The sequence below is a fragment of the Streptomyces sp. NPDC004838 genome (assembly GCF_053600955.1).
Window position 1 is genome coordinate 1 of sequence record NZ_JBSGAW010000005.1, and the last position, 22,994, is coordinate 22,994.

Sequence of the window (22,994 nt, forward strand, 5' to 3'; positions counted from 1 at the left end):
ATCCCCACCCGGTCCCCCACCCCAAGACCCAGACCCCCGAAGCCACCCGCCAGACGCGCGACCCGGTCAGCCACCTCCCGCGTCGTACGAACCCGATCACCGCACACCGTCAACGGCCGGTCGGGAAACTGCTGAAGCGCCCGATGCAGGGCCTGAGTCAAATACACAACATCCTCCGAGTGCTGCCCGGCGGCATCGGCGGGCCAACGGGCGAGCCCGCCTCGTACAGCGGGTTGGGCTTCCCGGCCGGCAGGGGGTGGACCCGGCCGGCCGGGGAACGGGGGGCGGGGCGCCGTCAGCCCGCGAGGACACCTTCGTCCAGCACGAACTCGGCGGTGCCGAGCAGGGCCGGGCCGCCGGTCTGGCGCAGCGCCTTCAGCTCCAGCTTCACGCGCCTGCCGCCGCCGGGCTCGTCGGTGATCCCGGCGACCGTGGCGGAGCAGGTGAGCTCGTCGCCGGGCCACATCTGGTCGACGAAGCGGACCTTGAACCGGCGGATCCGCTCGACGCCGATCCAGTCGGTGACGTAGGTGGCGAGCATGCCGGCCTGCAGCATGCCGACCGAGAAGACGCTCGGGAAGCCGACCGACCGCGCGTACACCTCGTCGTGGTGCAGCGGGTGGAAGTCACCCGAGGCGCCCTGGTACTTGACGTAGTCGGTGCGGGACATCGGCGGATAAGTCCGCGGCTCGGCCTCCTGGCCGACGGCCAGGGTCAGCGGGGTGACGGTGCTCATGCCTGCTCCTCCTCGGCCTTCGGCGGTCGAGCGGTCTCGACGATGGTGCTGTTCTGCTCGGCGACCAGCGTGCCGTCGTTCCCGTCCCGGAACTCGGTGACCAGCTTGGCGAACTTCATCACGCCGCCGCGCTTGCCCGGCTTCTCGAACCGGTCAGTGATCCGGGTCACGCAGGTGAGCGTCTGCCCGGCGCTCGGCAGCGGGCCGTAGAAGACGTACTCCTCCTCACCGTGCAGGATGCGGCTGCGGTCGAAGCCGGTCAGTTTGGTGATCGTCCGCTCCGGGTCCTCCCAGATGAGCCGCGCGCTGGTGAGCATGGTCGGCGGGATGACCGGCTCGGGGCCGAAGTGCGCTTCGTTCTCGGACTTCACCGCGCGGGCGAACTCGCGGATCTTGCTGTAGTCGAGCGGGAACTCGTACGCGTCGCTCACTGGTCGCCGCCCTGCGGGACGATGCGCTGGCGGGTGATCTCGACCGACTTCGGGAAGTCGTCGGCGCCCATGATCCCGGCGAGTTCGGCGACGCTCCACTGGTGGTCCGCGGAGTTGATCGCGTGGCCGAGCGAGTAGCCGCCGTAGAGGCCGACGTGGCCGCCGTGGACCGAGAACGCCTGGCCGGTGAAGGGGCAGTCCGCGGTGGACAGGTAGGCCACGAGCGGGGAAATGTGCTTGGGGTGGTAGCGGTCGAAGGCGCTCTCGTCCTGCGGGGCGGCGACCGCGGCGCCGATGCCCGGGGTGGCCTTGACCGGCTCGGTGCGGCCGACGGGGGCGATGGAGTTGGCGCGTACTCCGTAACGGCCGAGTTCGCGCGAGGCGTTGACGGCCTGGATGGCGAGTCCCGCCTTGACGGCCGAGTAGTTCCACTGGCCGATGTTGCCGTGCAGGCCCGAGCCGGAGGAGGTCTGGATGAGGGCGCGGTCGGTGGTGGCGCCGTTCTTGGACTGTTCTCGCCAGTAGCGGGCCGCCGCCCGGGTCACCGAGAAGGCGCCCTTGAGGTGGACGGCGACGACGAGGTCGAACTGTTCCTCGGTCATGTTGACCAGCATCGCGTCGCGGATCACGCCGGCGTTGTTCACGACCACGTGCAGGTCGCCGAAGGACTCCACCGCGGCGGTGGTCAGTTGCTCGCCGACGGCCAGGTCCGCGACGCTGCCCTCGACGGCGACGGCCTCGCCGCCGGCCGCGACGATCTCCTCGACGACGTCCTTGGCTCCCGCCACGTCGTTGACGACGACCTTGGCGCCCTCGGCGGCGAAGAGCAGCGCGTGTTCGCGGCCCAGACCTCCGCCCGCGCCCGTGATCACCGCGACGCGGCCATCCAGCTGTCCCATCAGCTACTCACTTTCAGAATGAAGAGGGGTGGTGCTTTCCGACGCCGGGTCAGGAGAGCTTTTCGTAGAGGGTGACGACGCCGACGCCGCCGAGTCCGAGGTTGTGCTGCAAGGCGAGGTTCACGCCGTCGACCTGCCGGGCGTCGGACTTGCCGCGCAACTGCCACACCAGCTCGGTGCACTGGGCGAGACCGGTGGCGCCCAGCGGGTGGCCTTTGGACATCAGGCCGCCGGAGGGGCCGACGACCACCTGGCCGCCGTAGGTGTTCTGCCCGTCCTCGACGAACTTCTGCGCACCGCCCTCTTCGCACAGGCCGAGGGCCTCGTAGGTGAGAGCCTCGTTGACGGTGAAGCAGTCGTGCAGTTCGACGACCCCGATGTCCTTCGGGTCGACGCCCGCGGCCTCGTAGACCTGTCGGGAGGCGCGGCGGGTCATGCCTGCGCCGACCACCTCGATCATGCTCTTGGGCTCGAACGACTCCTCGGTGTCCGAGACGAACGCCTGTGCCTTGATGGCCACTTCGGCGTTCAGGCCGTGCCGCCGGGCGAACTCCTCGGAGCACAGGATCGCCGCGCCGGCGCCGCAGGTGGGCGGGCATGCCTGGAGGCGGGTGACCGGGCCGAAGATGTGCGGTGAATCCAGCACCTCCTGCTCGGTGATGGGGGTGCGGAACACCGAGTACGGGTTGTTCGCCGCGTGGGTACGGGACTTGACGGCGATCTTGGCGAAGAACTTGGGATCGGCGTCGTACTTCTCGACGTACTCGATGCCCGCGCCGCCGAAGAGCTGGGCGGCGCGCGGCAGCGACTCGTCGATGCCGTGCAGTTCGTCCAGGACGGCGTCGAAGCGGGCGGTGGGGCTCGGACGGTCGCCGACCCAGTGCTTGACCAGGGCGCCCGGCCGCATCTGCTCGAAGCCGACGGCGATGGCGCACTCGACGATGCCCGCCTCGACGGCCTGCTTGGCCAGCCAGAGGGCGGTGGAGCCGGTGGCGCAGTTGTTGTTGACGTTGACGACCGGAATGCCGGTGATGCCGACGCTGTAGAGCGCGGCCTGGCCACTGGTCGAGTCGCCGTATACATAGCCGGCGTATGCCTGCTGGACGAGGTCGTAGGAGACCCCGGCGTCCTCGAGCGCGGCACGGATCGCGCGCTCACCCATGACGTTGTACGTGTCGCTCTTGCCCGGCTTGGCGAACGGGATCATCCCGACGCCGGCGACAAGGACTCGACGGCCCATCGCTGTCCTCCAAGGGGAGATTCATGTGAATGGATTTTTAGTTTGTGGACGTTTCTTCCTGCTGTCAAGGTATTGCTTGCTTACAACTACGAGATGCAAGATTGGGCCTCGGCGATCTGGCGCCGCGCATACGAGAGGACGGCAGGACCGTGGGCCGATATGTGCACACCGCTGCTCGGCGATCCACGGGGCCTGGACGTCCGCCATGCCGAGGTCCCGCTGGAGCGGGCGAGCACAACGTCGGCGCCGCCCAGGAGGACGTCATGCGCGCCGAACGGTTACCCGAAGCCTGACCCCGCCCCGGCCGACGCCCGCCCGGACCCTTCCCGGCACGAGCGACCATGACCGCTTCGGCGGCGCGCACGGGCCCACCAGCCGCGCGGGGACGCGCCCGGCGGCGAGAAGCCCCAGCTCACCCTCGGTCTGGAACGCTCCGTGCTCGACCGGATCCCGGTCGGACACCCGCCTTTCGCCGACACGGTCACCGCTACGACGGTCGACCTGGACGGTGACGCCGGCGCGCCGTCCATCTTCCGGGCCCTGCCGGAGCAGCCGAGCTCCGCCTTCCCGATCTCCCTTGCCCGAACCCCGCCCCCGCCCCCGCTACCCGAGGAGTGCAGACCGCACATGGCGCAGATCATCGAGCACGACAGGCTTTTCATCGGTGGCCGGTGGGTCGAGCCCGCCGGCGGTGAGACCATCGAGGTGGTCTCACCGGTGACCGAGCAGATCGTCGGCCGGGTCCCGCACGCCGCCCCGGCGGACGTGGACAAGGCGGTGGCCGCCGCCCGCGAGGCGTTCGACCACGGCCCCTGGCCGCGGCTGACCGTCGCCGAGCGCGCCGAGGTGGTCACCCGGATCAAGGACGCCCTGCTCGCACGCCATCAGGAGATGGCCGAGCTGATCACCCTGCAGAACGGCTCGCCGATCAGCTTCTCCGTGCGCGGGCAGGCCCTCTCCGCCGTCGCCATCTTCGGCGCGGCCCTGGCCGCCGCCGCGCAGCTGACCCTGGAGGAGGAACGCCAGGGACTCACGGGCCCGGTGCTGGTACGGCGTCAGCCCGTCGGCGTGGTCGCCGCCATCACCCCGTGGAACGTCCCCCAGTTCACCATCGCCGGCAAGCTCGCCCCCGCCCTGCTCGCCGGCTGCACCGTCGTACTGAAGCCCTCCCCGGAGACCCCGCTCGACTCCTACCTCCTGGCGGAGATCTGCGAGCAGGCCGGACTGCCCGAAGGCGTGCTCTCCGTACTGCCCGCCGACCGGGAGACCAGCGCCCACCTCGCCGCCCACCCCGGCATCGACAAGATCGCCTTCACCGGCTCGGTCGGCGCGGGCAAGGCCGTCATGGCCGCCGCCGCCCAGAACCTCACCCGCGTCTCCCTGGAACTCGGCGGCAAATCCGCCGCCATCATCCTCGAGGACGCCGACCTCGACGCGGCACTGCCCGGCATCGTCGGCGGCACCTGCGCCGCCAACAGCGGCCAGGCATGCATCGCCCTCACCCGCGTCCTCGCACCCGCTTCCCGGTACGACGAGGTGGCCGCGAAGCTCTCCGCCTCCTTCAGTGCGCTGACCGTGGGCGACCCGTCCGACCCCGCCACCGTCGTCGGACCGATGGTCACCAGGAAGCAGCAGGAGCGGATCCTGGACTACATCCGCGTCGGCCAGGCGGAGGGCGCCAAACTCCTGACCGGCGGCGGAACACCGGCCGACCGGCCGACCGGCTGGTACGTCGAACCGACCCTCTTCGGCGACGTCACCAACGACATGCGCATCGCCCGCGAGGAGATCTTCGGCCCCGTCGTCTGCCTCATCCGGTACGAGAGCGAGGAGGACGCGGTCCGCATCGCCAACGACTCCGACTACGGCCTCTCCGGAGCCGTCTTCACCGCCGACAGCGAGCACGGCAAGCGCCTCGCCCGCCGGATCCGCACCGGCACCTTCACGATCAACGGCTTCCGCCTCGACCCCGCCGCACCCTTCGGCGGCTTCAAGAACTCCGGCATCGGCCGCGAGTTCGGCCCCGAGGGCCTGGTCGGCTACTTCGAGTACCAGACCATCAACCTCCCCGTCCCCGCCGGAGCCTGACCCGTCTCTTCAGACCAAGGAGAAGACTGTGCGAGCAGCAGTACTCAACACCGTCGGCGACACCACCCTCGAAGTGAAGGAGCTGACCCTGGCACCCCTGGGCGCCAGACGCGTCCGCGTCAAGCTGCACAAGGCCGGCCTGTGCCACTCGGACCTGTCCGCCATGGGCGGCGTGCTCGTCCACCCGGCCCCGTTCGTCCCGGGTCACGAGGGTGCCGGCGAGATCGTCGAGGTGGGCGAAGGCGTCACCCACGTCAAGGCGGGCGACCGCGTCATCGTGTGCTGGATGCCGCCGTGCGACGCATGCCCGTCCTGCAAGGCAGGCGACGGCCACCTGTGCCGCAGCGGGTTCGCGGCCTTCGGCAAGCCGGGCTTCACGGACGGCGAGAGCCCGCTGCCCGGCATGATGGGCACCGGAACCTTCGCCGAGGAGGCCGTGATCGAGGCGACCGCCGCGATCCCGATCCCGGACGACCTGCCCTACGACATCGCCGCCCTGATCGGCTGCGGCATCGCCACCGGTGTCGGTGCCGCACTGAACACGGCGAAGGTGAAGCCCGGCTCCTCGGTGGTCGTCATCGGCCTCGGCGGAGTCGGCATGAGCATCGTCCAAGGCGCCAAGGTGGCCGGCGCGGCCCAGATCATCGCGGTCGACCCCACCGCCAACCGCCGCGACTGGGCACTGAAGTTCGGTGCCACCCTCGCCGTCGCCCCGGAGGAACTGGAAGACACCAAGAAGCGCCTTACCGGCGGCTTCGGCTTCGACTACGCCTTCGAGGCGGTGGGCAAGCCCGGCACTCTGCGCGCCGCCTACGACGCGGCCCGCCTCGGCGGCTCCGTCGTCCTGGTCGGCGCAGGCTCCCGCTCCGACGTGTCCGACATCAGCATGGGCGAACTGTTCCTGAACGAGAAGAAGATCCTCCCCTCGTTCTACGGCGGGGACGATGTTCGCCGTACCTTCGCCACGATCATCGACCTGTGGCGGGCGGGCCGCCTCGACCTGGAGTCGATGATCACCCATCACGTGCCGCTGACGGACGTCAACGAAGCCATCCGGCAGATGCGTACCGGTGAGGCACTGCGCACCATCGTCGACATCGTCTGATCCGACCGGTTCCGCTGCCGGGCCCCGCAGCACGCGGGGTCCGGCCGATTTGCCTTCCAGGGCCGCCCGGAGAGCGCACGCCGGTACACCGGGGGCCTCGCCCCGGAGGCCGGGGAGGCGTTCGGGGTGTTCGCGTCACCAGCCGGGTTCTTCACCACCGCGGGTGGTCCCGTGGCGCGGGGCGCGGATCACTGCGCGGCGTACCCGCCGTCGACGAGGTGGTGGCTGCCGTTCACGAAGGAGGCCCGGTCGGACAGCAGGAAGGCGGCCATCTCGGCGACCTCCTCGGCGGTGCCGAGCCGGCCGGCCGGGTGCAGGCCGACGAGGTGCGCGCGCTCCGCGTCGGTGGCGTCGGCCAGCAGCGGGGTCTCGATGAAGCCGGGCACGATCGCGTTGATCCGGACCCCTCGCGCCGCGTACTCAAGCGCCGCGGTCTTGGTCAGACCGATGACGCCGTGCTTGGCCGCCGCGTAACCGGCGACGCCGGCGAAGCCGTTGATGGCGCAACTGGAGCCCATGTTGACGATCGCGCCGCCGCCGGAGGCGAGGATCATGGGCAGCTCGTACCGGAGCGAGTAGAAGACGCCGTCGAGGTTGGTGGCGATGACGCGCCGCCACTCGTCCTGCGGGTAACGGTGCGTCGGTGCGACGGGGCCGCCGACGCCGGCGTTGTTGACCGCCAGGTGCAGGGCGCCGAGCCGGTCCACGGTGGTCTGTACGGCCCGCTCGACCGATGCCGGGTCGGTCACGTCGACGCCGACCGCGATGGCCTCGGAACCGCCCGCCCGCAATTCGTCGGCGACCGCCTGTGCTCCCTTCTCCTTGATGTCCGCGATGGCCAGGGCGGCGCCGCCCGCGGCGAGGCGACGGGCCACGGCGCGACCGATACCGGAGGCGGAGCCCGTGACCAGGGCGATCCGGCCGGCGAACTCGGTGGCGTAGTCGGCGGAGGGGTTCACCGGTCCGTCTCTCCCTGCGGTCGGAGGGCCTGTCCGGCGTTCCCGCCGGTCGGCGCGCCGGCCGCGCCGACCCGTTCGCGGAAGGCGGGTCGCGGTCCGGGATACCGGCCGAAGGCTTCGCGGGTCGCCTCGTCCATCGGCCAGGGACGCCCGGTGTCGCGCGCCACCAGGACCGCGCCGGACTCGGCGACGACGGCGGGCTCGGCATGGCCTTCCTCGTGGACGGCGGCGGCCAGGGCCAGGCTGCTGCGGCCCAGCACCGGTATCCACATCCGGACCTGGACGGACCGGACAGGGTGCCAGACCTCGCGCCGGAACTCGACGAGATGCTGGCCGATCACCAGGCGGGCGCGGTCGCCGAGCACATCGAGGAGGCCGCCCTGGAGCCCGCCCGGCCTCTGCGGATTGACCCCGAGCAGCCGGCTGCGGGCCTCGTCCAGCAGCCGCATGTAGGCGACATTGCTGACATGGCCGCTCGGCCCGAGATCGGAGACCCGGACATCCAGGTCGACGACGAGATCGGACATCGATTCACCCATTCCTCTCACAGCACGACGTTGACGTGCGGGTCCAGCTTGACGTCCACGAGGAACGGCCCGTCGAGGTCACGGGCGACATCCCGGAGGGCGTCGAGGTCCTCCAGCCGGCGCACGGTCATGCCGCGCGCGCCCATCGCCTCCGCCATCGGGACCAGCTCGGGCCAGGCGTTGAGCGAGTGGGCCGGGTCGATGCCGTAGTGGACGAGTTTGTAGTGCTCGGCGCCGTAGGCACCGTCGTTGAGGACGACCACCAGCAGCGGCAGCTTCTCCCGGACGGCGGTGGTGAACTCGGCCATGTTCATCATGAAGCCGCCGTCGCCGACGACGAGAACGGTGAGGTCGCCGGGGCGTCCGACGGCCGCGCCGATGGCACCGGCCAGCCCGAGGCCGATCGATCCGAAGCCGCCCATGCAGGTGAAGTCCCGGGGGTGGGCCACCCGGACGGCGGGCCACACCCCGACCGCGAACCGGCCGATGTCACTGACCAGGACGCGCCGGTCGGGCAGGACCTCGTCGAGACGGATCGCCGCGGTCCGCACATCCACGGTGCCGGCGCCCGTCCTGTCCTGGAAGTCGTCGGCGAGCCGGTGCTCACGGAGGCGCTGCTCGACCTTCTCCAGCCAGCCTCGGGCCGGGGTGTGGCCGGCCGCGCGCAGGGTTTCGCCCATGGCCGCGGCAACGGCCTTCGCGTCGCCGGGTACGGCTTCGTCGACCTGGGTGAACCAGCCGAACGCGCCGGGGTCGGCGTCCACCTGGACGATCTTCTTGCCCCCCAGGAGTTCGCCGTGGAAGCTGGTGGCGGAGTTCAGGCTCGCGCCGAAGGCGATGACGCAGTCGGCCTCGGCGATGGCGGCCGTCGCCGCGCTGTGCGAGAGGTTGCCGAAGATGCCGAGGTCGCCCGGGTGGCCGCGGAACCAGTCCTTCGCGAGCGCGGTGGTGGCCAGCGGGGCGGCGATCAGCCCGGCGAGCGCCACAAGCTCCTCGCGGGCGTCCGCGGCCACCGCGCCCCGCCCGGCGAGGACCACCGGCCGCCTGGCGCCGGCGATCAGCCCGAGCGCGCCGTCCAGCCGCGCCTCGGTGGGCAGGCCCACGGCCCGCGAGAGCGGACGGGCAACGGGCGGCTGCGCACCCGCGTCCTTGCGGACCAGGCCGATCGGCAGGTCGAGCAGGACGGGTCGGTCCTCGGCCACGATGCGCCGCAGGGCCCGGTTGAGGTCGCGCACCAGGGTGGCCGGCTTGTAGACCTTCTCGTACCCCGCACCGGCCATGGCCGCCACCGCGGCCAGGTCCAGCCGCTGGAAGTGGGTCGGCTCCGCCGGGGTGTCCCCGGTGAGGAGAAGCACCCGGCTGCGGCTCCGGACGGCCTCGATCAGCGAGGTGACGGTGTTGGAGACCGCCGGTCCGTGGGTGACCGACGCCACGCCCACCCGCCCGGTCATCCGCGACCAGCTGTCCGCCATGCCCACCGCGCTGCCCTCGTGGACCACGGGCACGAAGCGGCCCGCGCGCTCGATGTAGTCGCAGAGGTACAGCATGTTGGCGTCGCCCATGAGCCCGAACACCGTGTCGACACCGTGTTCGAGCAGTGCGGCGGCGACCTCCTGATAGACCTTCATTTCCCGGTGTCCTTGTTTCCGGAGTGGGCCGGCCCGGCTTGCGGGACGATCAGGACCTTGGCGTCCTGCGGGGAGGCCGACAGGCTCGCGAACACATCCGGCACCTCGTCGAGACCGACGGTGCGGGTGACCAGCGGCGCGACGTCGAAGTCGCCGCCCGCCAGATGGGCGAAGGTCCGGGCGAACTCCTCGGGCGAGTACATCATCGCGAAGCGCAGCTCCAGTTCCTTGAGCACGGCCTGGGCCGGCTCGAAGCTGTCGGTGGTCATGCACAGTCCCGCGACGACGATCCGGGTCCTGGTGGGCGATCCGGTGATGATCTGCTGGACCACGCCCGGGACGCCGACGCATTCGAAGGCCACCGTGGGGCGCGGTTTCCGGCCCGGCGGGATGTCCGGGGCGGGCCTGTGGCGCGGTGTTTCCGCCGCGGCGGCCTGCGCCCAGGACCGGTAGGGGGATTCCCGCGCGGGGTCGACGACCACATCGGCGCCCAGCACCTCGGCCAGGCGGCGGCGCTCCGCGGAGAAGTCGGCCGCCACGATCGGACCCGCGCCGCGCATCCGCAGCACGGCGATGACCGCGAGTCCGATGGGTCCGCAGCCGACGACCAGGGGGACGTCGTCCGGGCCGAGGCCGGCGCGGGTCACCGCGTGGTAGGCGACGGCGAGCGGCTCGGTGAGGGCGGCCTGCTCGGTGGGGAGGTGGTCGGGGACCTCCAGCAGGAGCGCCTCGGAGAGCACCATGCGCTCGGCGTACCCGCCCGGGGTCTCGGGGCCGGTGAAGCCGAGGAAGGTCCGTGCGGGGCGTGCGAGTGCCGGCACGGAGACGACCCGGCTGCCGAGCGGAACGCGGCCGGTAGTGCCGGGGCCGTACGCGACGACGCGCCCGACGAACTCATGGCCCAGCACGATCGGCCGCTCCAGGTCGAACATGCCGACACCGCGGGCGGTCCTGACCGCCTCGTTGAATTCGGCGCCGTGCTGGGCGCAGTGCAGGTCCGAGCCGCAGATTCCGCAGGCCAGGACCTCCACCAGCACCTCGCCGTCGCCGGGGTCCGGGTCCGGCAGCTCGGTGACCCGCAGCTTCCGGTCCCGCATCACGACAGCCCGCACGGCTACTCCGTCTCCACGAAGCCGGCGGCGGTGGCGCCGATGTAGCGCAGCTTGACGCCCTGGTCCTGGGCGAACCCGCCCAGCAGGTACTGGAGGCTGACCGCGTCGATGACCGAGTGGAACCGGCCGTCCTCGGAGAAGTTGACGTTGGCGCCGGTGACCATCACCAGCATCACGGTGTCCTCGGTGTTGTCCGCGGGGACGGTGAGCGTGTGGACCGAGCCGCCGGGCTCGAAGAGATACGAGCCCGCGGTCTGCGGCTGGTCCGGGTACTCCTTGTAGATCCACTTGCCCGCCAGCGTGTACACCTCGGCGGTGCCGGTGTGGTAGTGGATGGGCACCTCGGCGCCCGGGGCCATGGTGACCATGACCACCCAGCGGCCTGCCTCCGGGTCGAGGCGGAGCAACTGCACGCTGGTGCCCGGTCCGAGGGTGCTCTTGACGCTCGGCACCTCGTTGACGTTGAGGGTGAGCAGTTCTCCCTGCGGGAGGCTGAGGATCGGCAGCCGGTTCCCGCTGGTAGTCGTCGCGAAGGCCGGTTTCGGTGCAGCGGGCACGGTGATTCTCCCTTGTCGGCTTCGGAGCAGCGCTCCACGGCGTGCTTCATGGTGCGCCCGGCGCCTCGCCCCGGACTTGACATCAGACGACAGTCTTTTGATCCTGGGCGACATGTCTCTGATCCGCGGCACCTCCCTGCAGGGCTATCCGGAGCTCGTACGCACGCTGGGCACCGACCCGGGACCACTGCTGGACGCCGCCGGTGTGCCGCGCGAGGCGGTGGGCGACCCCGGCGCCTTCATCCGCTACCGGAGCCTGGTCGACGCCGTGGAATCGGCGGCGCGGGCGACCGGGGCCCGCGACTTCGGGCGGCGGCTCGCTCTGCGTCAGGGGCTCGAGATCCTGGGTCCGGTCGGCGTGGCGGCACTGACCGCCCCGAGCGCCGCCCAGGCTTTCCGGGCGGTCGGCCAGTACCTGGCGGTCTACAGTCCGGCGATCAAGGGCACGATCGATCCCTGCCCGAGGTCGCGGTACGCGCGGTACGAGTTCCGGGTGGAGCTCGATCGGCTGCCGCCCCACCAGCAGGTGATCGAGCTGTCGCTGGGTGCGTCGCTGCGGATGTTCCGGCTGATCCTCGGCGCGGGCTTCACCCCGGTCTCGGTCCACCTGCCCCACGACGCCGTCGCGCCCGCCGCGGACTACGTGGCCTACTTCGGCTGCACGGTCCGCTTCGCGGAACCGTTCAGCGGCTTCCGGCTCCGGCGCTCCGAACTCCGGCGGCCGCTGCCCTCGCACGGCGCCGTCCACGACGTCGTACGGGAGTACCTGCGGTCGATCGCCCCGCCGACCGGTGCCACGCTCGCGGAAGCGGCCCTCGCCCTGGCCCGGCGGCTGCTGCCCACCGGCGGCCTCACCCTGGAACTGCTCGCCGGGCAGCTCTCGGTCCATCCGAGGACCCTGCAACGGCACTTGGCCGCGGAGGGGACCTCGTTCGAGGCCATGGTCGACGCGCTCAGGCGGGACGAGGCCGTGCGGTATCTGCGCGACACCGACATGCCGCTCAGCCAGCTCTCGGGCCTCCTCGGCTACAGCGAGCAGAGTGTTCTCACGCGGGCCTGCCACCGGTGGTTCGCCGCCGCCCCCTCGGCCTACCGCCGGGCACTGCGCCGACCCTGACTCATCGGAGCGATGTGCGACCATGCCCGGCATGGCCCATAAATTATGTGAACGAGTTTTCTGTTTACTTAAAGAATTCCCTGCTGTGGAAGCCTTGTTCATTCACAGTCATGCGATGCATCATTGGGCACTCATCCTCGGACGCGAGGCGTTGTCGCGCCCCGGAGAGACAGATCCGATCCCACGAACTCCCGGACGGGCCCTGGGACGGCCGGCTCGCCGGATTGCGACCACGCACGCCTCCGTCGCCCCCGCCCCGCAGCACTCATCCGTGCCTGTACGTCCCGAAGGTGTGCCATGCCCAAGCCTGCTCCCACATCCAGCACCGCCGTCGCACCCAAGCCGGCCACGGAGGCCACGGCGGCGGCCCAACGCGAGATCGCGGCCCGACTTCCCTTCTCCGACCGCCGCGACTTCGAGGACGCGGCGCGCGGATTCATCGGCACGCTCGACCCGCCGGTCATCCGGCGCGCGGACGGCCGCCCGGTGATCGACCTGAGCGCCTACGAGTTCCTCCGGTCCGACGAGGCGCCGGTGACGGTCAACCCCAGCCTGTGGCGCCATGCGAAGCTGTCCGCGTACCACGGCCTGTACCGGGTGATCGACCGCGTCTACCAGGTCCGCGGCTTCGACCAGGCCAACATGACGATCGTCGAGGGCGAGAGCGGCCTGATCGTCATCGACCCGCTGATCTACGCCGAGACCGCCAGGGCCGCCCTCGACCTGTACTTCGAGCACCGCCCGCACCGGCCCGTGGTCGCCGTCATCTACACCCACAGCCACGGAGACCACTTCGGCGGTGTCAAGGGCATCGTCGACGAGGCGGAGGTCAAGGCCGGACGGGTGACGGTGATCGCGCCGGAGGGCTTCCTCAAGGAGGCGGTCTCCGAGAACATCTACGCCGGCAACGCCATGACCCGGCGCGCCGTCTACATGTACGGCACCGTGCTGGGCCGCGGCCCTCGCCACCAGGTCAGCGTCGGGCTGACAGCCACGCCCGCGCGCGGCGGGACCTTTACGCTCATCCCGCCGACCGACACCGTCCACACCACCGGCGAGCGGCGCACGGTCGACGGTGTCGAGATGGTCTTCCAGATGGCCAACGGCACCGAGGCCCCGTCCGAATTCATGATCCACTTCCCGGCGCTGCGGATGTTCTGCTCCGCCGAGGACGCGGTGCACACCATGCACAATCTGTACACCCTGCGCGGGGCGGAGATCCGCGACGCCGCGAGCTGGTGGAAGAAGCTCGACGAGTCCATCGAGCTGTTCGGCGCCGACACCGACGTGATCATCGCGCAGCACCACTGGCCGCGCTGGGGCAACGCCGATGTGGTCGCCTTCCTGGAGCGGCAGCGCGACATGTACAAGTACCTCCACGACCAGTCGCTGCGGCTGGCCAACCACGGCCAGACCATGGTCGAGATCGCCGAGCGGATACAGCTGCCGCCGGCCCTGGAGAACGAGTGGCACTGCCGCGGCTTCTACGGCACGGTCAACCACAACGCCAAGGCGGTCTACCAGCGCTACCTCGGCTGGTACGACAGCCACCCCGCGCACCTGCACCCGCTGCCCGCCCAGCAGTCGGCCCCCCGTTACGTCGAGGCGATGGGCGGCGCCGACGCCCTGCTGGGAAGGGCCCGCACGGCGTTCACGGCGGGCGAGTACCGCTGGGTCGCCGAACTCCTCACCCACCTGGTCTTCGCCGATCCCGGCAACGACGAGGCCCGCCACCTCCAGGCGGACGCGTTCGAGCAGCTCGGCTACCAGGCCGAGAGCGCGGTCTGGCGCAACGAGTACCTCATGGGTGCGCTGGAACTCCGCCAGGGCGTACGCGACCTGGGCGCCGTCAAACTGGCCACCCCCGACATGCTGGGCGCGATGACCCTGGACATGCTGCTCGACTACGCGGGCATCCGCCTCGACGGCCCACGGGCCTGGAGCCGGAGCAGCAGCTTCAACTGGGTCTTCGAACAGGCCGACGGCACCCAGGCACGTTACGCGGTCCGGCTGAGCAACGGCACCCTGCTCTACACCGCCGACAAGACCGTCCCGGCCGCCGACGCCACGGTCACCTGGGACCGCGAGGCGTTCCAGCGGCTCCTCTTCGGCGACTCGGACCTGGAGTCCGAGGTCGCGGCGGGCCGGGTGCGCGTCGACGGCGACAAGACGCTCGTGGCCGACCTGTTCGAGCTGCTGGACGACTTCCCGTTCTGGTTCCCCATCGTCACCCCCTGATCCGGTCCGGCGGTCCGCCCGGTCGAGTTCGTCGACGCACCGCCCGTGCCGGCCGCCGGACAGACCCCGCGGCCGGACCCCGGGTTCCGGGGTCCGGCCGCGGTGGCCGGACGGCTCAGGGGGCTGTCACTGGACGGCCTGCATCGTGCGGACGGACACGGGCTGGTGGAAGATCAGGGCGACGTGTCCGACGCAGCCGGCGTTCCAGTTGACGGCGCCCTCCAGTGTGGCGAAGCTGTCCGGCTGGACCGCCTCGTCGCACCACGACCAGATGGTGGTGTAGTTCACCGGGCCGGGGCTCGGGTCGCCCCCGTTGAGCCGGTCCAGGAAGTCACTGCCCGGCCAGGCGTCGCGGCAGGAGTCGAGGACGCAGGTGAGGGCGCCGTAGGTGCCGTAGTTGACACCGCCGATGGAGACCCAGTCGTCGACGTAGGAGGCGCCGCCGAGGAACTTGACGTACCACCGGGTGTTGAGTGCGCCCAGCGAGTGGCCGACGATGTCGATCTTGGCGGCACCGGTCCGCGCGCGCAGGGCGTCGGCCTCGTCCTTGATCTCCTCGGCGGTCAGGACACTGGACTGAGCGGTGTTGTACGAGATCGCGTGGAGCCGGTCGCGGGACCACCCGGCGGCGACGAAGTCATCGATCATCTCGTCCCAGTTCCAGGACGCCCCGCCGAGACCGTGGACGAACAGCACGGGGTCACGCGTGTCGGCGTGTGCGGCGGGCGAGGCCGGCAGCAGCATCGCGAGGGCTGCCGCGAAGGCCGTACCGACTCTGCCGAGCGTTCTTGCGAATCGCATGAGTGCTCCTTGGTTGGAGTGGGCGCAGGTCCGGTTGCCGCGGTGGGCCGCCTTCAGCGACGCCACCGGCATGACCGGGCGAGGGTTCGAGCGCCACACCGCCGGCGCGCGACCTGCGTTCTGGAGTGTGCGGCCCGTGCCGAGCCCGGTCGAGGCCCTGGACACCATGTGCGGCGTCGGCCCTCGAATCGTGTCGCCGCGCACAGCCGAGGCCCGGCTTCGTTGGAAGCACGCCCAGTGGACGGCCTCGGAACCGGGGCCGGAGTGCTGGGGGCGACCGGCCCGTCGTCTCGCGGGCAGGCCCCGCGTGGACATCGGTCCACGCGGGGCCTGCCCGCGGTGCTCTTCGGGGCGGTCAGCCCTTGGCCGCCGCCTCGTACTCGGCTACCGCCGGGACCTCGGTGGCGTCCTGGACGGTCTTCAGGCCGCCCGGCACGTTCTCGGCCGGCCGCAGGACGTAGCTCTTGCGTTGGGGGGACTTGGCCGGGTCGGAGAAGTCCAGAACGCTGCCCAGGCCCTTGTCGAAGTTCTTGATGGTGTGCAGGCCCTTGGCGATGCCCTCGCGGCTGAGGTCCTTGGCCGCGCAGGCCGCCTTGAGCGCCTCGACGAGCACCGCGCCGTTGGTGGTGCCGACCTGGATGCCGGCGTTGAGCTGCTCCTTCGGGTACTTCTTCTGATAGTCGGCGACCAGCTTCTTCACACCGGGCAGATCGCTGCTCAGGGCGGGCAGCCCGCCCGTGATGTAGAGCATCTGCTGCAGTGCCGGCTTCGCGGGGGTGGAGAGCAACTGCGGGACATAGGCGGCCGCCTGGGCGAGCACCGGCACCTTCAGGCCGCTGGCGGCGGCGACGCCGACCAGCGAGGCGGTCTGTCCGGGGGTGCCGGCGAAGACGACGGCCTTGACCTTCTCCGCCGCGAGGGCGGTCACCTGCGGGGTCATGTCGGTGGCGGTGGGCTTGACGGTCTGCACGACGAGTTCCAGTCCGGCCTTCTCGGCCGCGAAGCGCGCGCCCTCGGCGGCGTTCTCGCCGAACTCGCCGGGCTGGTGGATCAGGCCGACCTTGTCACCTGACTTGAGCCCGTTGGTCTTCGCCAGCCAGTCGACGCCGTTGATCATGTCGAGGTCGTAGGTGGTGTTCATCACCTGGACGTACTCATAGCCGAGGTTGGAGCCGGAGTTGCCGCCGACCAGGGTGAGCAGCTTGTCTCGTTCGATGGAGTCGAGGAGCGCCGCGGTCTGGCCGGAGCCGAGCAACTGGCCGAGCGCGGCGACCTGGGGCTGGACCTCGGCGTACGCGGCGACCGCCTTCTGGACGTCGTAGCCGTGATCGCGGACGAGGAGTTCCACCTTGCGGTCGCACACGCCGCCCGCGGCGTTGACCTCGTCGATGTACATCTGTGCGGCCTGCATGGAGGGCTTGCCGAGGGGAGCCGCCGCGCCGGTGAGGTCGGTGATGACACCGACCTTGATGGCGGTGTCGGTGACGCCCGGGCCGGTCTTGACGCCGCCGCTGTCGCCGGAGCCCGAGGACGAGTCGCCTTTGCTGCTGCAGCCGGTCAGAGCCAGTGCCAGCGAGACGCCGACGGCTGCCGTGACTCGGAGGTGCTTGCGGTTCATCAGGTGTGCTCCTTGAGGGTGTCCTCGCCGGCTGTCGCTGCGGCGGAAGGCTGGGGAACAGTGGTCGCCCGCCGGGCCCAGGGCCAGGTGGGGCGGCGGCGGGTGAGGGAGGCGAGGCCGCCGGGGAGGAAGAGCAGGGTCAGGACGAGGGCCGCGCCGTACAGGTAACGGGCCGCGTCCACCGACCCCAGGCCCTCCTCGGCGGATCCGGGGGCCACCACCAGAGGCAGCTGATCCGCGTAATGGGTGAGCAGTTGCGGGAGTACGGTGACGAAGACCGCTCCGGCGGCGGCGCCGGCGACCGAGCCGAGGCCGCCGATCACGAGCATGGCCAGGAAGTCCATGGACAGGACCAGTCCGAAGGTGTCCGGCACGATGCGCTGGTACGCCAGGGCCAGCAGGGCGCCTCCGGCACCCGCGTACATGGAGGAGACGGTGAAGGCGGCGGCCCGGAAGCGGGTGGCGGGTACCCCCATCACCGCGGCGGCGACCTCGCTGTCGCGCAGTGCGCCCATGGCCATGCCCGGGCGGCCTCGCAGCAGGTTGCGCGCGCCCAGATAGGCGGCCACGACCAGGACCAGACCGAAGTACCACAGCCGTTCCAGTCCGCCGAAGGGGACGCCGAGTACGGTCAGGCCGTCGTCGGCCCCGGAGAAGGAGAATCCGAGGATCTCCATCGGCGGTACCGACCGGCCGTTGAAACCACCGGTGACCGGGGTCGCGTTGACCAGCACGTGCTGCCCGATGAAGACCAGAGCCAGCGTCGCCACGCCCAGGTACATGCTGCGCAGCCGTCCCGAGATGGGGCTGAAGAGCGCTCCCGCGGCGCCCGCGAGCAGCACGGCCGCCAGGAAGGCGAGCAGCGGGGGCAGGGAGAGGCCGGTGAGCGCGTCCGCGCCCTTGTCCTGAGGGGCGTCGGCGAACCAGGTGTAGCCGTACGCGCCGACCGCCAGGAAGAAGGCGTGCCCGAGGGAGAGCTGACCCGCCGTCCCGGTCAGCAGGCTGAGCCCGATGGCCGCGATCACCGCCGCCATCGCGAACAGCCCGGTCTGCAGCCAGAACGCGTTGAGGTAGAACGGCGGGATCAGCAGCAGGAGACCTGCGGCGGCGGTCACCCCTCCGCGGGAGATCCGCGGGAGGGTCGGGCGGGCGCGCGCCTGTGGCGCGGGACCGTCCGCGTGGAGGGCGGTCTCGCGGTCTTTGCTGACCGTGGGGTTCGACGATGTGTCAGACACGGGTGGGCTCCTTGGATCCGAGCAGGCCCTGCGGTCTGGCCATCAGGACCAGGACCATCACCAGGTAGGGGACGACTTCGGCGAGTCCGCCGCCCAGCACGTCGAGGTGCTGCTGGTAGCCGACCGCGGCGGCTTCGGCCATCCCCACCACCAGGCTGCCGAGGAGCGCTCCGCCGACCGAGCCGAGTCCGCCCAGGACGGCCGCGGGGAAGGCCGCGAGCGCGATCTGGCCGGTGGTCCGGTCGAGGCCGGGGGTGGGGAAGGCGGCCAGGAACACGGCGGCGACGGTGGCCATCAGTCCGGCGAGCGCCCAGGCGCTCATCCGCAGCCGGCCGCCGCGTACTCCCATCAGGGCCGCCGCCTCCTCGTCGAGGGACATCGCGCGCATCGCCAGTCCCCACCGCGACCAGCGGAAGGCGGCGAAGAAGGCGCCGACCAGCACCAGGGTCACCAGCAGGCAGGCGATCCGGGTCTGCGGCACGGTGATCCCGGCGAAGGAGACCACCTCCGCGCCCCACGGGTCGCCGGAGCGCAGGACGTCGCCGCCGATCCGGCGGGCCAGTTCGGTGAGCAGCAGGATGTCGACGCCGATGGTGAGGATCGTCGGCGCGGCCGAACCCGACTGACGCAGTCGGCGCAGCACCCGCGCCTCCAGCATCGCCGCCGCCGCGGTACCGGCGGCGGCGACGGCCACCGCGCCGACGAACCCCAGGTCCTCGTGGAGGACCGTGACCAGGTAGCCGCCGAGCAGCAGAAGCGAGCCGTGGGCGAAGTTGACCACATGCGAGGCTTTGTGGACGAGGCTGAATCCGAGGGCGATCAGCGCGTAGACGGAGCCGAGGGCCAGCCCGTTGAAGAGGGTCTGCATCAGGGTGCTCACCGGTTCTCCTCCGCGCCCTGGCCGTCCGACGCGGTGGCACCGGCGGCACCGGCTCCGTCGGTGACACGGGTGTCACCGGCGGCGTCCGCTTCGCCGGTGCTGCCGGTACCCAGGTAGGCCCGGATCACGGCGGGGTCCCGCTGGACCTGTTCCGGAGTGCCGCCGCCGATGCGACGGCCGAAGTCCAGGACGGTCACCTCGTCGGCGAGCCGCATGATCATCCCCATGTCGTGCTCCACGATCAGAATCGAGATGCCGAGGGCGTCCCTGATCGCGGAGATGGTCCGCGCCATGCCGACGCGCTCGGCGGTGTTCATGCCGGCCACCGGCTCGTCCAGCAGCAGCAGTCTGGGCTCCATGCACAGTGCGCGGGCCAGCTCGACCCGCTTGCGGTCGCCGTACGGCAGCAGCGCGACCGGGGTGTCGAGCAGGTGGCCCAGGCCGGTGAACTCACCGACTTCCCGTACCCGTTCACGGTGGCGCCGCTGCTCGCGGACTGCCTCCGGCAGCCGGAGGGCGGTGGCGGCGAAGCCCGCACGGGTGAGGGTGTGCCGGCCCAGCATCAGGTTGTCGGTGACCGTGCCCGCGGTCAGCACGATGTTCTGGAAGGTCCGGGCCACCCCGAGGGCGGCGATCCGATGCGGCGGAAGCGCGGTCAGCTCCGCCTCGCCGAACCGCACGCTGCCCTCGGTCGCGCTGTAGACGCCGGACAGCACATTGAAGGCGGTGGACTTCCCCGCACCGTTGGGGCCGATCAGGGCGTGCACGGACCCGGGCGTCACGGTGAAACCGACCTGGTCCAGCGCGGTCAGTCCGGCGAACCGCACCGTCACCCCCTCGACCGTCAGCGCGGGCACCCCCGGGTCGGCGACGGCCGCACTCGCGGCGGACCGGGACGTCGTACGGCTCATCCCGCCCACCTGCTCAGCACACGCGGCCCCGCCGCGAGCGGCTCGTGCTCCGCCTCGGCGTCCTCGGCCCCGCCTTCCGGCAGCTCACCGAGGTAGAGCCTGCGGACCTCGTCGGAGCGCGACAGTTCCTCGGAGCTGCCGGACAGCCGTACCCGGCCGACCTCCAGGACATAGGCGTCGTCGGCGAGTTCCAGAGCGAGGGCGGCGTTCTGCTCGACCAGCAGCACGCCGGTGCCCTCCCGGTGGATCCGCCGGATGATCCCGGCGATCTGCTCGACCAGCTGCGGGGCCAGCCCCAGCGACGGCTCGTCGAGCAGCATCAGCCGCGGACGGGCCATCAGCGCCCGGCCCAGCGCCAGCATCTGCTGCTCACCGCCGGAGAGCAGTCCGGCCGCCTGACGCCGGCGCTCGGCCAGCACCGGGAAGAGCGAGTAGATCTGTTCCAATGCCTCCCGGACCTCGGCGCGCCGCCGGCCGTGAAGGCCGAGCCGGCCCGCCCGGAGGTTCTCCTCCACCGACAGCGCGCCGAAGACGCGGCGGCCCTCGGGCACCTGGACCACCCCGGCGGCGACGACATCGGCCGGCGGCCGGTTGGTCAACGGCGTGCCGTTGAAGACGACCGAACCGCGCCCGACCGCGCCGGAGTGCAGAGGCAGGGTCCCGGACACCGCACGCAGCAGCGTCGACTTGCCGGCCCCGTTGGGTCCGAGCAGGGCGACGATGGCACCGGCCGGCACCCGCAGTGAGACGCCGTCCAGGGCGCGGACCGACCGCCCGTAGACCACGGTGAGGTCGTCGACGTCGAGCGTGTCAGGAGGCGGGGTTGGTGGCGGTGAGGCGTTCATAAGCTCACACTTTCGACGAGCAGCAGGAACCCGGCACGGCCGCGGACCGCGGCCGTCCCCCTCTGGGGAAGGGCCCGATCTCCCGCGAAGCGTCCGGGGTGAGGGTCACCGCATGGCAGAGCCGGCCCTTGTGGGAACGACGGAGCTGCACCGTGACGCGGCGATCGCGACCCACCCGCCTGAGGTAGGCCGGTGGCTCTGGATTATGGAGATCACGGAGAGGGGGCGTCCATGGGTCGCGAGGGAGTCCGGGGCCCCCGGGAGCGAACGTGTTCGCCTGCACAGTGTTGAGCCGACAGGTCGTTGCCCGGGCACAGATCCGGCGCGCGAACGCGGCCGTTCGGTTACGGCCCGGTATACGGCCGCCGACATGCCGCGCGGCGCGCCCGGGAGACCTGGCTCAAGCCGTGGAGGCCGGCCCTCGCCCACAACGGCGGCCAGGTCGCCGAGGAGGCCGAGCGGACGCCGCGCCCGTGCCGCCCGACGTGCCGCACCGCGACCCGGCACGTCCCGACGGCCACCGACGACGTCGCCTCGGTACGACTTGCCAGGGTCTCCGGCGGCAGGATCAGCGAGACCGCATCGGCCCGCACATCGATGTGCCGCCGGGCCTCCCGTGCCCCGGCCGCCTCCGTCCCGCCGGACAGCCGGGCTCGGGACGCCGGGATCAGGCCGGCTCGCCCGCCGCGGTGGACGGCCGGCGGGGGGCGCGCCGGCGGAGCACCGCCTCCTGGACGACGGAGGCGACCAGGGTGCCGTCGCGGGTCCAGAAGTCGCCCAGGTTGAAGCCCCGGCCGTCCCCGGCGGAGGGGCTGCGCTGGGCGAAGAGCAGCCAGTCGTCGGCGCGGAACGGGCGGTGGAACCACATGGCGTGGTCGAGGGAGGCCATGGCCAGCCGGGAGGGCCCCTCGCGGAGGGGGTAGAGCGCCTCCCGGTCCAGCGCCGAGGTCGGCGCGAGGCTCAGGTCGGAGACGTAGGCGAGAGCGCAGACGTGCAGCAGCGGGTCGTCGGGCAGCGTCTCGACCGCCCGGAACCACACGTACTGCTCGTTCTGGCCGCGGCCGGCCCCGGCGGCCACGCCCGCCGTGTACGGCGGGACCACGCGCATCGACATGACCTGCGCGTAGGCGGCCTCCCGGTATTCGTCGGGGTTGCTCTCGGCCCAGTACCGGTAGGCGTCGGGCAGGTCCTCGGGCCGGGGCACGTCCGGCATGACCAGATGGCGGTCCGGCTCGTCCTCGGGCAGCTTGAACGACGCCGAGAGCGTGAAGATCGCCTTCCCGTCCTGGACGGCGGTGACCCGGCGGGCGGTGTAGCTGCGGCCGTCGCGCAGCCGCTCGACGCCGTAGACGACGGGGCGCCGGGTGTCCCCCGGCCGGAGGAAGTACCCGTGCAGGGAGTGCACCGGCCGTTCGCGCGCCACCGTGCGCCCGGCGGCCGTCAGGGCCTGCGCGGCGACCTGTCCGCCGAAGGCGCGCAGCGGCGCCCCGTCATGGCACCACCCCCGGAACAGGTCGAGTTCCAGGCGCTCCAGGCTCAGGAAGCCGACCAGCCCGGAAGGGGGGATCGCAGGGTGCTCGGCGTCGGCGGTCTCCCCGTCCCCGGACGATGTGGTTCCGTACACGCTCCACAACCCTTCACGCTCCGGGGCAGTGGCAGCCCGGACGCCCAAAGTTAATCCGCGTTAGCACATGATGTCCAACCTGGCGGTCAGTCCGTCAGGCGCTCCCACGGTGCCGTCCTGCGCACCTCGCCCACCGGGCCGAGGGGGAGTTCCGACGGGAAGCGGACCTCGCGGGCGCGCTGGTACGGGGCGGCCCGTTCGTCCATGTGCGCCCGCCGCCGGTGATCTGCGGCCCGCGTACCCGGATCCCGCCGGCCTCGCCCCGCGGCACCGTGCCCGCCCGCCTTCGGTACGGAACGCGGTCCCCGGTGTCGAACATCGACGGCCCGCCGCCACGGGCCGGGGAGGCGAAGGTCGATGTCAGGTCGCCGTCACGCGGCGCGATCCGCTCCGGATGCGCGCGGGCGCCCCGGCGAGCGCGTCGAAGCCCAGCCGGAGGCAGT

At 71.5% G+C, this 22,994-nt stretch carries 20 protein-coding genes; 4 read left to right on the top strand and 16 right to left on the bottom strand.

The features are described 5' to 3' along the window. Positions 1 to 295: 295 nt before the first annotated feature. From ACWEFL_RS07635 to ACWEFL_RS07650, 4 genes are read right to left on the bottom strand one after another with little or no spacing between them, the layout of a single operon-like run. On the bottom strand, positions 296 to 736 hold the full coding sequence (locus tag ACWEFL_RS07635; protein WP_451708883.1) for a MaoC/PaaZ C-terminal domain-containing protein: 441 nt from the start codon (positions 734 to 736) through the stop codon (positions 296 to 298). After that, positions 733 to 1,167 carry an FAS1-like dehydratase domain-containing protein gene (locus ACWEFL_RS07640; RefSeq protein ID WP_451708885.1) on the bottom strand — a complete coding sequence of 145 codons (435 nt, stop codon included), beginning with the start codon at positions 1,165 to 1,167 and terminating at the stop codon, positions 733 to 735. Before ACWEFL_RS07640 ends, ACWEFL_RS07635 begins: the two co-directional genes overlap by 4 nt. Beyond that, positions 1,164 to 2,066, bottom strand: a complete 903-nt coding sequence (locus ACWEFL_RS07645; protein ID WP_451708887.1) for an SDR family NAD(P)-dependent oxidoreductase — start codon at positions 2,064 to 2,066, stop codon at positions 1,164 to 1,166. The genes ACWEFL_RS07640 and ACWEFL_RS07645 overlap by 4 nt, the downstream gene beginning before the upstream one ends. A 49-nt stretch (positions 2,067 to 2,115) precedes the next feature. Further along, positions 2,116 to 3,306, bottom strand: coding sequence for a lipid-transfer protein (locus ACWEFL_RS07650; RefSeq protein ID WP_451708890.1), 1,191 nt, complete (start codon positions 3,304 to 3,306; stop codon positions 2,116 to 2,118). A 627-nt stretch (positions 3,307 to 3,933) separates the two neighbouring features. On the opposite strand from ACWEFL_RS07650, the gene ACWEFL_RS07655 reads away from it, so the two are divergent. Next, positions 3,934 to 5,394 (top strand): aldehyde dehydrogenase, encoded by a 1,461-nt coding sequence (locus ACWEFL_RS07655; protein WP_451709484.1) that lies wholly within the window; start codon positions 3,934 to 3,936, stop codon positions 5,392 to 5,394. A gap of 28 nt (positions 5,395 to 5,422) precedes the next feature. Further along, on the top strand, positions 5,423 to 6,499 hold the full coding sequence (locus tag ACWEFL_RS07660) for a zinc-binding dehydrogenase (RefSeq protein WP_451708893.1): 1,077 nt from the start codon (positions 5,423 to 5,425) through the stop codon (positions 6,497 to 6,499). A gap of 188 nt (positions 6,500 to 6,687) precedes the next feature. Here ACWEFL_RS07660 and ACWEFL_RS07665 read toward each other — a convergent pair whose 3' ends face one another. Genes ACWEFL_RS07665 through ACWEFL_RS07685 form a run of 5 tightly spaced genes read right to left on the bottom strand, consistent with a single transcriptional unit; the run spans position 6,688 to position 11,282 of the window. Then, on the bottom strand, positions 6,688 to 7,458 hold the full coding sequence (locus ACWEFL_RS07665) for an SDR family NAD(P)-dependent oxidoreductase (RefSeq protein WP_451708895.1): 771 nt from the start codon (positions 7,456 to 7,458) through the stop codon (positions 6,688 to 6,690). After that, positions 7,455 to 7,985 carry an acyl-CoA thioesterase gene (locus tag ACWEFL_RS07670; RefSeq protein WP_451708897.1) on the bottom strand — a complete coding sequence of 177 codons (531 nt, stop codon included), beginning with the start codon at positions 7,983 to 7,985 and terminating at the stop codon, positions 7,455 to 7,457. Before ACWEFL_RS07670 ends, ACWEFL_RS07665 begins: the two co-directional genes overlap by 4 nt. A gap of 17 nt (positions 7,986 to 8,002) precedes the next feature. Beyond that, the gene (locus ACWEFL_RS07675) at positions 8,003 to 9,613 is read right to left on the bottom strand and encodes a thiamine pyrophosphate-binding protein (RefSeq protein ID WP_451708899.1); all 1,611 of its coding nucleotides are present in this window, start codon (positions 9,611 to 9,613) and stop codon (positions 8,003 to 8,005) included. Further along, the gene (locus ACWEFL_RS07680) at positions 9,610 to 10,725 is read right to left on the bottom strand and encodes a zinc-binding dehydrogenase (RefSeq protein ID WP_451708904.1); all 1,116 of its coding nucleotides are present in this window, start codon (positions 10,723 to 10,725) and stop codon (positions 9,610 to 9,612) included. The genes ACWEFL_RS07675 and ACWEFL_RS07680 overlap by 4 nt, the downstream gene beginning before the upstream one ends. Positions 10,726 to 10,727: 2 nt before the next feature. Continuing rightward, positions 10,728 to 11,282 (bottom strand): 2,4'-dihydroxyacetophenone dioxygenase family protein, encoded by a 555-nt coding sequence (locus ACWEFL_RS07685; protein WP_451708906.1) that lies wholly within the window; start codon positions 11,280 to 11,282, stop codon positions 10,728 to 10,730. 112 nt (positions 11,283 to 11,394) lie between these two features. On the opposite strand from ACWEFL_RS07685, the gene ACWEFL_RS07690 reads away from it, so the two are divergent. Further along, positions 11,395 to 12,399, top strand: coding sequence for an AraC family transcriptional regulator (locus ACWEFL_RS07690; protein WP_451708909.1), 1,005 nt, complete (start codon positions 11,395 to 11,397; stop codon positions 12,397 to 12,399). Between the two features lie 297 nt (positions 12,400 to 12,696). Then, positions 12,697 to 14,637: an alkyl/aryl-sulfatase gene (locus ACWEFL_RS07695; protein ID WP_451708912.1), complete on the top strand. Its 1,941-nt coding sequence runs from the start codon at positions 12,697 to 12,699 to the stop codon at positions 14,635 to 14,637. 126 nt (positions 14,638 to 14,763) lie between these two features. On the opposite strand, the gene ACWEFL_RS07700 is transcribed toward ACWEFL_RS07695, so the two are convergent. The 7 genes from ACWEFL_RS07700 to ACWEFL_RS07730 form a co-directional block, all read right to left on the bottom strand. Continuing rightward, a complete protein-coding gene (locus ACWEFL_RS07700; protein WP_451708915.1) occupies positions 14,764 to 15,438 on the bottom strand; it encodes an esterase/lipase family protein in 675 nt (224 codons plus the stop codon). A gap of 355 nt (positions 15,439 to 15,793) precedes the next feature. Further along, entirely contained in the window at positions 15,794 to 17,056 is a 1,263-nt protein-coding gene (locus tag ACWEFL_RS07705; protein ID WP_451708917.1) for an ABC transporter substrate-binding protein, read from the bottom strand. Next, complete coding sequence (locus tag ACWEFL_RS07710; RefSeq protein ID WP_451708920.1) at positions 17,056 to 18,291, bottom strand: branched-chain amino acid ABC transporter permease; 1,236 nt, start codon at positions 18,289 to 18,291, stop codon at positions 17,056 to 17,058. The genes ACWEFL_RS07705 and ACWEFL_RS07710 overlap by 1 nt, the downstream gene beginning before the upstream one ends. After that, positions 18,284 to 19,171: a branched-chain amino acid ABC transporter permease gene (locus tag ACWEFL_RS07715; protein WP_451708922.1), complete on the bottom strand. Its 888-nt coding sequence runs from the start codon at positions 19,169 to 19,171 to the stop codon at positions 18,284 to 18,286. The genes ACWEFL_RS07710 and ACWEFL_RS07715 overlap by 8 nt, the downstream gene beginning before the upstream one ends. Beyond that, entirely contained in the window at positions 19,168 to 20,082 is a 915-nt protein-coding gene (locus ACWEFL_RS07720; RefSeq protein WP_451708925.1) for an ABC transporter ATP-binding protein, read from the bottom strand. Before ACWEFL_RS07720 ends, ACWEFL_RS07715 begins: the two co-directional genes overlap by 4 nt. Next, positions 20,079 to 20,927 (bottom strand): ABC transporter ATP-binding protein, encoded by an 849-nt coding sequence (locus tag ACWEFL_RS07725; RefSeq protein ID WP_451708928.1) that lies wholly within the window; start codon positions 20,925 to 20,927, stop codon positions 20,079 to 20,081. The genes ACWEFL_RS07720 and ACWEFL_RS07725 overlap by 4 nt, the downstream gene beginning before the upstream one ends. A 667-nt stretch (positions 20,928 to 21,594) precedes the next feature. After that, positions 21,595 to 22,551 carry an acyl-CoA thioesterase gene (locus ACWEFL_RS07730; protein ID WP_451708931.1) on the bottom strand — a complete coding sequence of 319 codons (957 nt, stop codon included), beginning with the start codon at positions 22,549 to 22,551 and terminating at the stop codon, positions 21,595 to 21,597. Positions 22,552 to 22,994 lie beyond the last annotated feature (443 nt).